Annotated in this window: 12 protein-coding genes; 7 read left to right on the forward strand and 5 right to left on the reverse strand. The window is 35.4% G+C overall.

Going from position 1 to position 12,569, the window contains the following annotated elements; all coding sequences use genetic code 11:
• Window positions 1–15: 15 nt before the first annotated feature.
• On the reverse strand, window positions 16–1,068 hold the full coding sequence (locus tag LUA90_RS06540) for a RimK family alpha-L-glutamate ligase (protein WP_231490648.1): 1,053 nt from the start codon (window positions 1,066–1,068) through the stop codon (window positions 16–18).
• A 79-nt stretch (window positions 1,069–1,147) separates the two neighbouring features.
• Entirely contained in the window at window positions 1,148–1,855 is a 708-nt protein-coding gene (locus tag LUA90_RS06545; RefSeq protein WP_231490649.1) for an esterase family protein, read from the reverse strand.
• 171 nt (window positions 1,856–2,026) lie between these two features.
• On the opposite strand from LUA90_RS06545, the gene LUA90_RS06550 reads away from it, so the two are divergent.
• From LUA90_RS06550 to LUA90_RS06565, 4 genes are all read left to right on the forward strand, one after another.
• Window positions 2,027–2,845 (forward strand): esterase family protein, encoded by an 819-nt coding sequence (locus tag LUA90_RS06550; protein ID WP_231490650.1) that lies wholly within the window; start codon window positions 2,027–2,029, stop codon window positions 2,843–2,845.
• A 75-nt stretch (window positions 2,846–2,920) separates the two neighbouring features.
• On the forward strand, window positions 2,921–3,364 hold the full coding sequence (locus tag LUA90_RS06555) for a nuclear transport factor 2 family protein (protein ID WP_231458781.1): 444 nt from the start codon (window positions 2,921–2,923) through the stop codon (window positions 3,362–3,364).
• Between the two features lie 41 nt (window positions 3,365–3,405).
• On the forward strand, window positions 3,406–4,185 hold the full coding sequence (locus tag LUA90_RS06560) for an ion transporter (protein ID WP_231490651.1): 780 nt from the start codon (window positions 3,406–3,408) through the stop codon (window positions 4,183–4,185).
• Between the two features lie 74 nt (window positions 4,186–4,259).
• Window positions 4,260–4,712 (forward strand): VOC family protein, encoded by a 453-nt coding sequence (locus LUA90_RS06565; RefSeq protein WP_231458783.1) that lies wholly within the window; start codon window positions 4,260–4,262, stop codon window positions 4,710–4,712.
• A gap of 6 nt (window positions 4,713–4,718) precedes the next feature.
• Here LUA90_RS06565 and LUA90_RS06570 read toward each other — a convergent pair whose 3' ends face one another.
• Complete coding sequence (locus LUA90_RS06570) at window positions 4,719–5,861, reverse strand: retropepsin-like aspartic protease (RefSeq protein ID WP_231458784.1); 1,143 nt, start codon at window positions 5,859–5,861, stop codon at window positions 4,719–4,721.
• Between the two features lie 318 nt (window positions 5,862–6,179).
• Between LUA90_RS06570 and typA the strand changes: the two genes are divergently transcribed.
• The 3 genes from typA (at window position 6,180) to LUA90_RS06585 (ending at window position 11,095) form a co-directional block, all read left to right on the forward strand.
• Window positions 6,180–7,982 carry a translational GTPase TypA gene (gene typA, locus LUA90_RS06575; RefSeq protein WP_231458785.1) on the forward strand — a complete coding sequence of 601 codons (1,803 nt, stop codon included), beginning with the start codon at window positions 6,180–6,182 and terminating at the stop codon, window positions 7,980–7,982.
• 913 nt (window positions 7,983–8,895) lie between these two features.
• Entirely contained in the window at window positions 8,896–9,828 is a 933-nt protein-coding gene (locus tag LUA90_RS06580) for a lysophospholipid acyltransferase family protein (RefSeq protein ID WP_231458786.1), read from the forward strand.
• Between the two features lie 76 nt (window positions 9,829–9,904).
• A complete protein-coding gene (locus LUA90_RS06585; protein ID WP_231458787.1) occupies window positions 9,905–11,095 on the forward strand; it encodes a serine hydrolase in 1,191 nt (396 codons plus the stop codon).
• 59 nt (window positions 11,096–11,154) lie between these two features.
• Here the strand turns inward: LUA90_RS06585 and LUA90_RS06590 are convergent, their stop codons facing one another.
• Window positions 11,155–11,715 carry a type 1 glutamine amidotransferase domain-containing protein gene (locus tag LUA90_RS06590; protein WP_231458788.1) on the reverse strand — a complete coding sequence of 187 codons (561 nt, stop codon included), beginning with the start codon at window positions 11,713–11,715 and terminating at the stop codon, window positions 11,155–11,157.
• Between the two features lie 105 nt (window positions 11,716–11,820).
• A complete protein-coding gene (locus tag LUA90_RS06595) occupies window positions 11,821–12,567 on the reverse strand; it encodes a glycosyltransferase family 2 protein (RefSeq protein ID WP_231490652.1) in 747 nt (248 codons plus the stop codon).
• Between the last annotated feature and the right edge of the window lie 2 nt (window positions 12,568–12,569).

Raw genomic sequence — 12,569 nt, forward strand, 5'->3', positions numbered from 1 at the left:
AATTCTAAATCCCTTTTATTTCTTTGCTGCTGGCTTTTTTGGCTTAGCCGATGCTTTAGTTGCAACCGTTTTTTCAGGTGCTTTTTTAGCCGCAGGTTTAGTTGCTGCTTTAGCAACAAGCGGTCTTCCGGCTACTGATGCTTTAATATATTCTCCCCAGGTTAAATTATCCTGTCCATCTTTTTGCGCTTTAGCTCTTTCAATTGCATAATTAGCAGTAGTTTCTACAACCCAATCAAAGTTTTCTTGTCCAACGCTTTTTATATCAGCATCTGGCGCAGGGTTACAAAAATCAATCGCGATAGGCACACCATCACGAACTGCAAACTCTACCGTATTAAAATCGTAACCTAAATATTGGCAAAGTTTTAGGGTGTATTCTTCTACTGTTTTTAATAATTTTTCGCTTGATGGTTTGGTATCGACCGCATAGCGTAAGTGATGCGGGTTACGCGGGTCGTATTGCATAATGCGAACATGTTTGCCACCAATGCAATACACTCTGAAATATTCATCAAAAATTATTTCTTCTTGCAGCAACATCACCAGTTGCTCTGTGCCGCTATGTTTATCAAAAAAATCTTCCTTATCATGAAGTTTGTAAACATCTCTCCAGCCTCCACCATCAAATGGCTTCATATAAGCCGGAAAGCCTACATAATCAAAAATTTCATCCCAGTTTAAAGGCATTGTTAAGTTTGAAAATGAATCGCCGGTTGTGCCTGTTGGATGTTGTCTGGATGGAATCAACGCTGTTTTTGGAACTGGCACGCCAATTTGTTCGGCAAGTGAGTTGTTAAAAAACTTTTCATCGGCACTCCACCAAAATGGGTTGTTAATTACCGCAGTACCGGTTATGGCTGCATTTTTTAAAGAAGCACGATAAAAAGGTACATCCTGCGAAATTCTATCAATGATTACAGAATAGCCCAAAGGTTGATTTTGTAATATTTTCTCAATTTTAACGGCTTCTGCAGTGATGCCTTTTTCAGCTTTTTGGTTAATTCTTTCAACTACCGCTTCTGGAAAAGAGCGTTCTTGTCCAAATAAAATCCCTATTTTTTTCATTCGTAATTTAGTTTAATTGTGTAACTGTTTATGGCATATAACCAGTTAATTCGTTTTATTGTTAAATTGTTTTCAGCAACTATAATTGTGCAATATAATTTGGAAACATTTCTCTCCAAATTGGCCAGTCATGATCAGCATTCTGTCTGATGTCAAGCCAATGATCGATACCTTTTTGCGATAAAATACGCGACAGATTTTCGTTATCGCCCCTGCACATATCTCTATCAGTTGTACCTAAAACTATTTTCATGTAATGAAGTTCAGGGTTACTGTTATTCATCAGGTTATCAACAGGATTGTTAAAGTAAACATCATCATTATAAAAACCATCAAGCTGGCCGGTAATATCAAAGGCACCGCTCATACTAAACATGTGGCTAACCAACCAGGGGTGCCGAAAAGCAAAGTTTGCGGCATGATAACCGCCAAAACTACAGCCTGCGGTAATAATTTTGCTATGGCCGGTTTCATGTCTGGCTAATGGCGCTACTTCTTCCAACAGGTATTTATCATACCAAATGTGATTTTTTACTCTATCTGCGGGATGTATGCTTTTATTGTACCAGCTTAATTTATCAATACCATCCGGGCAGTATATTTTGATTTTACCTTCATTAATAAAACCCTCAACAGAATCAATTAATTTGAAGTCTTTGTTTTCAAAATATCGCCCCATACTTGTTGGGAACAGTAGAATAGGGATACCACCGTGACCAAAGATGAGCATGTCGATATCAGTATTTAAATTTTGGCTGTACCACCTTTTATGTTCTTCTTTAACCATACAAAAATTTTAATGCTTTAAGGTATAAATTAAATTCTACAAAAATGAAAGCATTTGATCTAAAAAAGCTTATTACAAAAAATGGCAACTCATATTTAATAGTTTATCAAGATTTGTAACTTTGCAAAAAAAATTGAGGCGGTTGCCATGTGATAGGGGGTTTGAATAATTATGTACACTACAGTTTTATCGGTAAATATTAATACCAGTCATTTTAAGATTCCGTCGGCTTATTTAAAGCGTGAGGTTGAAATAGATATATATGCGCCTGAAGGCATTTTAGGCAATGAAAAAATTGAATTGTTATTACTGAACGATGGTCAGGATGTAGCAAAGATGGATTTTGCGCAAATTTTGCAAAATGCGCACCTCAATAAAAGAAACCACAGATTGGTTGTTGTTGCCATTAAAGCATCTGTAGAGCGATTAATGGAGTATGGCGTAGCCGGAGTGCCTGATTTTAAAGGCAGGGGCGCAAAAGCAAACTTATATTCAGATTTTATTATAAAGGAATTGATGCCCTTTGTAAAAAAGAAAATAGCAATGCCAATTGGTGGCAGAGTCGCTTTTGGTGGTTTTTCGTTAGGCGGTTTATCTGCTTTTGATATTGCCTGGAATAATCCTTCTGTTTTTGATACAATTGGTGTTTTTTCTGGTGCTTTTTGGTGGCGCAAAAAAGATTTGGCAGATGGTTACACTGATGCAGACAGGATTATGCATGAGCTTATCGATACTACATCTACCAAACCAGATATGAAATTTTGGCTGATGACAGGAACGGAAGATGAAAAAGCCGACCGCAATAAAAACTTGATTATAGATTCTATTGATGATACAATTGATGTGGTAAAATCGTTGTTGAAAAAGAACTACAAACGCCGCGAGCATATTTTTTATTATGAAAAAGTAGGTGGTAAGCACGATGTTGCAACCTGGGAGAGTGTAATGCCTGCATTTTTGGATTGGGCTTTCCCGAAAACGGGGATTTAAGCCCTCTTGATTGGTTTTTAGTAACCTAGGGAGTTAAAATAATTGCTTAACTTGGTTTATCAGATTTGATTTGCCATGAAAAAATTATTGCCTTTTTTATTTCTATCATTTTGTGCATTAACCGTAAATGCGCAAGAAAAAAATTCTTCTCAAAAAGCTGCGGAGCAAACTATTGTTGATTTCTTTGATGCTTTATCTGCTCTTGATTTCGAAAAAATGAAATACTATACCAAAGATGTTGAATTTGTGGAGTATGGTGAAATTTGGAATTTGGATGTTTTGGTAGGTAGGCTAAAGCCAATGGTTGGTAAAGGCATTAAAAGAACCAACACATTAAAGTTTACAAAAACTGTAGTTGAAGATAACACGGCTTGGGTTATTTATTTTAATACTGCAGATTTAGAAATCAAGGATAGGAAAGATCAGGTAAAATGGTTAGAGAGTGTTGTTTTAGTTAAGGATGAAGGAAGATGGAAGATTTCACTTTTACATTCTACAGTTTTAAGCAATAAAAAATAAACCGTCTTTAAAGCATTTTCTTATGCATTAAATACACACTAATGAGAGAGAAAATTAATCGCATAATTTTTGGGCATGATACAAAAGGCGGGAAGCTATTTGATATTGTTTTATTATGGGTAATACTTGCCAGTGTGTTAATTGTTATTCTAGAGAGTATCCCATCTTTTCACAGCGCCTATTTTAAGTATTTTTATTATATCGAATGGATTATAACCATTCTTTTTTCTCTGGAATATGTTGTAAGAATTTGGAGTACAAAAACTCCTTTCAGGTATATTTTTAGTTTTTGGGGTATAGTTGATTTGCTTTCTATTTTACCAACGTATCTTGAACTTGTTAACTTTGGTTTCCATTACTTGCTGGCAATAAGAATTTTTAGGTTACTACGAGTTTTTAGAATTTTAAAGCTAGTTAGATTTAACCGCGAAGCGCAAAAATTGTTATTGGCATTAAATGCTAGTCGCCATAAAATGAGTGTTTTTTTAATGGCTGTTCTTACCATTATGGTTATCCTTGGTACTTTAATGTATGTAATTGAGGGTGGCGAAAACGGCTTCACCAGTATTCCTCAAAGTATTTATTGGGCAATTGTTACCGTAACAACTGTAGGGTTTGGAGATATTGTGCCGCAAACAGTTGCGGGTAAATTTCTTTCTTCAATTGCTATGATTATGGGCTATGCAATTATTGCCGTGCCAACAGGAATCATCACGGTAGAACTAGCTACAAAAAAATCTGAGGATAAAGTCTGCGAAGTTTGTAAACATGATAATCCTGATAATGCTAATTATTGTAACCAATGCGGATTAAAGTTTTAAGCTATCAATTTTGATGATGTGAAGATTGAGAAAAGTGATTTTCTTTGCGCTTTGCCAAACTGTAATTTCACAGTATGATAAAAGGATTATTTGAAACACACCTCTTCGTAGAAAACCTAGAGCGGTCTGTCGATTTTTACAAAAATGTTTTAGGCTTAACAGAATGTAGTTATAATGATGATCGCAGAATTGCATTTTTTTGGATTGGTGAGCCGAAAGGCGCAATGTTAGGTTTATGGGAAAAGCCGAAAGAGGAAATAGATATTCGACATTTTGCTTTTGGCTGTGAAGTTGAAGATGTACTAAATAAATCTGTTGATTTTTTGAAAACCAGAAACTTAAAGCCTTATAATTTTTTAAAGGATGGTAGCGAACAGCCAATGGTTTTTGCCTGGATGCCAGCTTTAGCTATTTATTTTAAAGACCCCGATGGACACGATTTGGAGTTTATAGCTATTTTAGAAGGCGATGGTAAACCTGAATTGGGCGTAATTACCTATGATGAATGGCTGGAAAAAGCAAATTAGGCGGACTTAAAAAATTGATTTTGTAATGTTCAGCTTTTCGCCTGTAACAGTTGTTACCGAAAACTGATCTTTTTTAGCTTGCTCCGCGTACCAAATTAAGAATTCGCATCTATCAGCAAAGCTCTCTGCATTACGGCCATTTAGTTCTTCTATAATTTGGCCTATGGTTAGTGATTGTGCTGAATGTTTCGAAGCACCATTTAAAGAAACAACTTCGATTTTATTTTTATCGTTAAAGTGAAAACCTGCATCAAAATTGGTTTGTTTAGGCGGGGTAACATTACTTGTTTGCAGCCAATATTTAAGCTCCGTATTGTTTAATATGATTTGATTGAAATACTTTCGGAGAAATGAAAGCCCAATTTTATTGTCGGTGTCATTCATCGCATTTATTTTAAAATCTTTTACGGCAACACCTCCAAAAACTACCGAATCAAGAAAAAAAGAATTAGTCGTTTTGCCTGCCGACATAGAATTTAAACCCATTGAAGAACTTTTGCTGGGATAAATATTTTCTGGTGAAAGGTTGCCCATGATGTTTTTGGTGCTATTTGCTTTAATGTTCATTGTACAGTTCCCGGCGAAACCAAAATCAATTAAAATATTATCTATAGCTATCCCATTTGCAATTAGTGAAGAAAAATGGCGGTTTCCTACAATCTTTAAATCCATTTCTTTCATACCACTTTCCTGTGTGAAGGGCATTTTGGAAAAATAAACCTTGTTGTTCTGGAAATCGAATTTCCAATTTAATTTATTAATGATATCGCCGCCCAATAAGTAAGTTTTATTGCAAAATAAAAATGGCATATCTGCTACAACGCTCGTAACATCTGCGAAATTAAAAGAGCCAATTTTTAGGTTATCAATTTTAGCTACATCTAGTTTGGCTGAGTTTTTCTGACTATCATTTATTCTCCTTGAACCCTTTAATTTTATTTTCGAATCATTTACATTTTTGCTGTTTACCACACCAAGTGCAGCACCTGTATCAAATGCAAAATCGGTTTTTATACCATTTAAATAACCTTCAAAAACAACTAAACCTCGGGCCATACTAAAAGAAAGACTATCTATTTGTTTCTCTTGTGCATATCCGTTTATAAAAAAGAAGCATACTGTAATTATTGAAAGTAATATTTTTCTCATGTGTTATGGTTTAATATATGATGCTTTTTAGCAACTATAGGTTGCAAGTAAAATAAAATTTATAGCATTACCTAAGCCTATTTAAACCCGATGGCAGGGTAAATACTTTATGGTTGTAATTCCTTTCATAAGGCTTCAAATTAAAAACAAAAAGATTGGAGTGCACAGCGGGACAAAACCCTCCGTATATTTTACTGCAAATGCTTTTCTAATTATAAATGAGATAATTACAACATTATCATAGCATTAAATAGTAGGCTACATAGTAGAAAATCCATTTCTAAACACTATCTTTGCGCCAAATTTGAGGCGCATTTTATGCAAAAGATTAGAAATATAGCTATTATAGCACACGTTGACCACGGTAAAACCACTTTGGTTGATAAGATTTTACACTCTTGTTCTGTTTTTCGTGATAACGAGCAAAAAGGAGAGTTGATATTGGATAACAACGATTTAGAGCGTGAGCGTGGTATCACAATCGTATCTAAAAACGTTTCAGTTCAGTACAAAGACGTAAAAATTAACATTATCGATACACCTGGTCACGCGGATTTTGGCGGTGAGGTAGAGCGTGTATTGAAAATGGCCGATGGGGTACTTTTACTTTGTGATGCTTTTGAAGGTGCAATGCCTCAAACGCGTTTTGTTACGCAGAAAGCTTTGGCTTTAGGTTTAAAACCGATTGTTGTTGTAAATAAAGTAGATAAAGAAAACTGTCGCCCTGAAGAGGTTTATGAGCAAATTTTTGAGTTGTTCTTTAATCTTGAAGCTACTGAAGATCAATTAGATTTCCCGGTTATTTACGGTTCATCTAAACAAGGATGGATGAGTACTGACTGGAAAAAACCAACTACTGATATTTTTGCCTTGTTAGATGCCGTAGTGGAAAATATTCCTGCTGCACCAATTAATGAAGGTACTTTACAAATGCAAATTACTTCGTTAGATTATTCTTCTTTCGTAGGTCGTATTGCAATTGGACGTGTTCACCGTGGTACAATTAAAGAAAACCAACCGGTTACTTTAATTAAACGCGATGGTAAAATTGTTAAAACAAGAGTAAAAGAACTTTATACTTTCGAAGGTTTAGGAAAAATTCGTACTACGGAAGTAGGTTCTGGTGATATTTGTGCAGTTGTTGGTATTGATGGTTTTGATATTGGTGATACTATCGCTGATTTTGAAGCACCAGAGCAATTACCAGTTATCAGCATTGATGAGCCAACAATGAACATGTTGTTCACCATTAACAACTCGCCTTTCTTTGGTAAAGAAGGTAAATTGGTTACTTCTCAACGTATTAAAGATCGTTTGATGAAGGAAATGGAGAAAAACTTAGCATTAAAAGTTGTTGAAACTCAAGGTGCAGATTCATGGTTGGTTTACGGTCGTGGTATTCTTCACTTATCTGTATTAATCGAAACGATGCGTCGCGAAGGTTACGAATTGCAAGTTGGTCAGCCACAGGTTATTGTTAAAGAAATTGATGGTAAAAAACATGAGCCGATTGAAACTTTAATCGTTGATGTTCCTGCAGAAGTTTCTGGTAAAGTAATCGAATTGGTAACTCAGCGTAAAGGTGAGTTGTTAATTATGGAGCCAAAAGGCGATTTACAACATTTGGAATTCGAAATTCCATCTCGTGGTATTATCGGTTTACGTAACAACGTTTTAACTGCTACTGCTGGTGAGGCAATTATGGCACACCGTTTCAAAGCTTACGAGCCTTGGAAAGGTACAATTCCTGGTCGTTTAAATGGTGTATTAATTTCAATGGATAAAGGTACAACTACTGCATATTCAATTGATAAATTACAAGATAGAGGCCGTTTCTTTGTAGATCCGGGAGTTGATATTTACGAAGGACAAATTTTAGGTGAGCACATCCGTGATAACGATTTAGTAATCAACATTGTTAAAGGTAAAGCGTTAACCAACATGCGTGCTTCTGGTACTGATGATAACACCCGTATTGCACCAGCTATTAAATTCTCTTTAGAGGAATGTATGGAATATATACAGGCTGATGAGTACATCGAGGTTACACCGCAAAGTATGCGTTTACGTAAAATCTTCTTAACAGAGCAACTACGTAAGGCAAACGGTAGCAAAAACTAAGCCCACCCAAATCCTCCGCACAACGGTAGGACTTTAAAATATCAAGCCCATTTCTTGATTGAGATGGGCTTTTTTTTACCTCAGCTTGAACTATACTTTCACCTCACCCCAACCCTCTCCTTGAAGAGAGGGTGCTTTGGATGCATATTTTGCAAGAGTATATAAGCCACTGTCTTACATTCACCTCTTTTCAAGGATAGGGATTGCAGAATAGAAACCTTAAATCACAAACTTAAATAGGGTGAGGTTTTTAAAGGAGCTTCACTTTCACCTCAGCCCAATCTGCTTCTTGAGGAGATGAAGCTTTGGATGCATATTTTGCAAGAGTCTATAAAAGCACTGTCTTATATTTCCTCTTTTCAAGGATAGGGATTGCAGAATAGAAACCTTAAATCACAAACTTAAATAGGGTGAGGTTTTTGAAGGAGCTACACTTTCACCTCAGCCCAATCTGCTTTTTGAGGAGATGGAGCTTTGGATGCATGTTTTGCAAGAGTCTATAAAACCACCGACTTACATTTCCCTCTCTTCAAGGAGAGGGATTGCAGAATAGAAACCTTAAATCACAAACTTTGATAGGGTGAGGTTTTTGAAAAGCAAATTTCTAAACCACTATTAATGCCAGTCCTTCTTTCCGCTATATCTTTCTGGCTGTCCGTCGATGACTTGACCTGACACTTCGGGAAGCTTAGGATGACAGCCAAAAAGGACACCGCTACAATAAGGTTTAGAGAAATTTAGTCTGTGCAAGCAACAAAGTTTTTTTACCGAAGCCCTAAAAAAATTAATCACTCGATTGATTTTTCGTCAGCGAAATTTCAAAACAACTAAATGGAATAAAATTCTAACAATTTCATGGCAATTGATTTTTTCGAGGCCTGTAATTTTGTATCATAAACTAATCATACCCTTTATGATTAATAAGATTTTATCTCGATTCGGGATTTTTTTATTAAATGCAATTTCTCTCTTACCACTTTTTCTGCTTTATAAATTAGCCGATGCTTTTTATTTATTGATTTTTTACGTTTTTAAATATCGTAGAAGAGTGGTTAAGGAGAATTTATATCATGCCCTTCCGGATAAATCTTGTGCCGAGCTTAATGCAATAGAAAAGGAATATTATAAGTTCCTGTCTTCGTTATTTGTAGAAGTTATCAAGATGAAAAGTATCTCTAAAAAGGAATTGAATAAACGCGTTAAGTTTAAAAACAAAGATTTGGTCGAAGCGTATTTACAAAACAATGAAAGCGTAGTGTTTTGTTCGTCACATTATGGCAACTATGAATGGGTTTGTATGGCTATTGGTTTAAATTTTTCAGGTCAGCACTTTCCAATTTATAAGCCTTTAAGCAGCGAAGTTTTTGATAACTGGTTCTTCAACATGAGAAGTAAGTTTGGAAATAAAATGGTTTCGATGCGCCAAACGCTTAGAGCCGTGCAAGCCAATAAAAATACAGCAAGCATGTTTACTTTTGGCAGCGACCAGGCGCCATCAAGAGAAGAATCTATGTACTGGACCAATTTTTTACATCAGGAAACATCTGTACAACTAGGCGTTGAAAAGATTGCAAAGAAAACCAACCGACCGGTTTTTTATTTGAAAATAAACTATTTAAAGCGTGGTTATTACGAGGTTGATTGCGTTCCAATTTGCCTTCATCCAAAAGAGACAGCAGAATTTGAAATTACAGAACTTCACACCAATTTTTTGGAAAGTATGATTCAACAACAACCTGCCTACTGGCTTTGGAGCCACAGAAGGTGGAAACATAAACGTCAGCTTAAAACACCTAAAATTGATTTAGGCGATTTGAATAATCAATCTTTATTCAGTCATTCTTAATACTATTTGGTGTTTACTTAATAAATATCAGGTGCTTTAATTAGTTTAGCTTTTTGTTTGAAATCAGAAGCTATTAATGAAAGTTTTCAAAAGGATATTAACCAGCATATTTGCACTTTTTATAATTGCAATCATTACATTATTTATCTGGAAACCCTATTTAGTTCGTGTTTTACAATACCGAACGCCAGATGCCAATACCTATAAAATTTTCCCGCAAGCAATTGTTCATAAAAGCGATTCTCCATTCCATTTTATCAGGACAGAAAAAAGCAGAACAGATTTAGATACCCTTCATGTATTTGATGCAAAAAATCAATACATCAGCTTTAACGATTATTTTAAAAACGGAGCAATAAACGCATTTTTAGTGATTCGAAATGATACCGTAATTTATGAAAGATATCAGAATGGCTATTCAGACAGTACATTAACTACAATATTTTCCGGTGCAAAAAGCATCATTTCGATAATTATTGGAAAGGCGTTGGAGAATGGCGATATTAAAAGCATAGATGATAAGGTTACCAACTACATCCCCGAATTAAAAGCAAATTCTGCTTATCAGCAAATTACCATCAAAAACTTGCTCGATATGAAATCAGGTCTGGCTTTTCAAGATGCTTTGGGTGGAATTACAAAAGCTTTCTTCTCTGATGAAGCAAAATACTTTTATACTCATGACATGAAAGCTGAGCTGATGAATGTTAAGCTTTTGAATAAACCTGGAACATTCTGGCAATATAAAAGCATCGACCCAATTCTTTTAGCCTGGGTTTTAGAACGTGCTACAGGAAAATCAACTGCAACGTTTTTTGAAGAAAATATATGGAAAAATCTGGGTACAGAATATAATGCAAGCTTCGGTTTAGACCGTAAAAATGGATTGGCGAATACAGCAAGTCGGTTTCAGGTTGCTGCAATTGATTTTGCTAAAATTGGTCGATTATTTTTGAACAAAGGAAAATTTAATGGCAAGCAAATTTTATCTGAACATTGGATAAACCAGTCGACAAATATAGGTTCAGAAAAACCTGCATCAGCAAAAGGTTGGCAAAAATCAGCCCATCATTTTCTGTGGTGGATTCCGCAAGAAGGTAACAATGGAGATTACGCCGCAGAAGGTATGCTTGGACAACGATTATACATCGACCCGAAAACAAACACAATTATTGTTCAGTTTGCAAATCGTGGTTCTGGCGATTATCCATATCGTAAAATTAGCAGGTATTTGGCAGGCTTGCCGTTTGCTTACCCAAAAAGGTAAAAAAAACGGCTAACCTAAGTCAGCCGTTTCGAGTAATTCAGAAAGAGCGTCTAAAGTTTTTAGGCATGTTGCCCGTCATGTACCCCTTCTGCAAATTCTTCAACAATTTTATCATTAAAAGCAGGCAAATCTTCTGGCGTTCTACTCGTTACTAAACCTTGGTCTACAACAACTTCTTCGTCACTCCAATCAGCACCTGCATTGATTAAATCTTGAGAAATATTTTTAACCGAAGTTAGTTTTCTGCCTTTAACAACGTTAGCACTAATCAAGGTTTGCGGTCCGTGGCAAATAGCCGCGACAGGTTTACCAGCTTCAAAAAATGCTTTTACAAACTTAATTGCGTCTTCATTAACTCTTAGTTGGTCAGGATTGATAACGCCTCCTGGTAAAAGCAAGCCGTCGTAATCGTCAGCATTAGCTTCTGAGATGGTCTTGTCAACATCAACTTCAATCGACCAATGGTCGTGATTCCAGGCTTTTATTTTCCCACTTTTTGAGGAAACAATGTGAACAGTTGCACCTTCTTCTTTTAAACGTTTTAAAGGTTCTGTTAATTCAACTTCTTCAAATCCGCTTTCTGATAATATTGCAATATTTCGGTTGCTCAATTGTGCCATAATCTTAATTTTTTAATAGGTGATGTAATTAAGACAGCAGTAGAGAAGATATTGTTTTTGAAAATTTTAAATTACGCAATTAAAGAATTGCAAAACTTATTACTCCTAATCATTCGTTCTGCTATTCTTTAAAAAATAAAAACCAAGATTAAAAGCAATGATAACATGATTAAAAATATTCGGAATTAATCCATAATATTTAGTGAAAATCTGAAAACGTTCTTTTAAACTCTCGCGATGTTTTTTCTTGCTCATGCCGCCAACCAAATATTTTGCTACATAACGATGAACGTTTACAATATTTGAAGATTTTTTAGCCGCTTTAATAATCCAGTCAATATCCGAGCTGTATTTGTATTGTAAATCGTATGGCGTAATAATACTTCTGCGAATGTAAATTGCCTGATGGCTAATGCTCATTCCATATTTAAAACTTTGCCAGTTGAAATGTTCTGGTGCCTCATGTCTTCTTCTACCTAAGCTTTCCCAGTTATCATTATACATTTCCGTTTCGCCATAGTAAATATCTGCACCATTTGCGGTATCGAAAATATCCTCTACCGTATGCTCATCGTAAATTTCATCACCAGAATTCATAAACAAAACATAATCTCCTGTTGCCAAAGCAAGTCCCTTATTCATTGCATCGTAAATGCCTTTATCTTTTTCAGAAACGATTTTTGCTGTTTGCGATCTATATCTTTCTATTACCTCAAGTGTTCCATCGTTTGATGCACCATCAATAATGATGTATTCAATATCTTTAAATGTTTGGTTAATAACCGATTTTATTGTTCGTTCTACATCACGAACGTTATTATAAACGATTGTTATTATGGTTAGTTTAGGCATTG

Source organism: Pedobacter sp. Leaf170 (assembly GCF_920984665.1).
GTDB lineage: Bacteria > Bacteroidota > Bacteroidia > Sphingobacteriales > Sphingobacteriaceae > Pedobacter.

Excerpts from the sequence above, each read along its gene's own strand:
- LUA90_RS06550 (WP_231490650.1), top strand. The coding sequence starts at position 2,027 with ATGTACACTACAGTTTTATCGGTAAATATTAATACCAGTCATTTTAAG.
- LUA90_RS06545 (WP_231490649.1), bottom strand. The coding sequence starts at position 1,855 with ATGGTTAAAGAAGAACATAAAAGGTGGTACAGCCAAAATTTAAATACT.
- LUA90_RS06560 (WP_231490651.1), top strand. The coding sequence starts at position 3,406 with ATGAGAGAGAAAATTAATCGCATAATTTTTGGGCATGATACAAAAGGC.
- typA (WP_231458785.1), top strand. The coding sequence starts at position 6,180 with ATGCAAAAGATTAGAAATATAGCTATTATAGCACACGTTGACCACGGT.
- LUA90_RS06590 (WP_231458788.1), bottom strand. The coding sequence starts at position 11,715 with ATGGCACAATTGAGCAACCGAAATATTGCAATATTATCAGAAAGCGGA.
- LUA90_RS06580 (WP_231458786.1), top strand. The coding sequence starts at position 8,896 with ATGATTAATAAGATTTTATCTCGATTCGGGATTTTTTTATTAAATGCA.
- LUA90_RS06570 (WP_231458784.1), bottom strand. The coding sequence starts at position 5,861 with ATGAGAAAAATATTACTTTCAATAATTACAGTATGCTTCTTTTTTATA.
- LUA90_RS06555 (WP_231458781.1), top strand. The coding sequence starts at position 2,921 with ATGAAAAAATTATTGCCTTTTTTATTTCTATCATTTTGTGCATTAACC.
- LUA90_RS06565 (WP_231458783.1), top strand. The coding sequence starts at position 4,260 with ATGATAAAAGGATTATTTGAAACACACCTCTTCGTAGAAAACCTAGAG.
- LUA90_RS06595 (WP_231490652.1), bottom strand. The coding sequence starts at position 12,567 with ATGCCTAAACTAACCATAATAACAATCGTTTATAATAACGTTCGTGAT.
- LUA90_RS06540 (WP_231490648.1), bottom strand. The coding sequence starts at position 1,068 with ATGAAAAAAATAGGGATTTTATTTGGACAAGAACGCTCTTTTCCAGAA.
- LUA90_RS06585 (WP_231458787.1), top strand. The coding sequence starts at position 9,905 with ATGAAAGTTTTCAAAAGGATATTAACCAGCATATTTGCACTTTTTATA.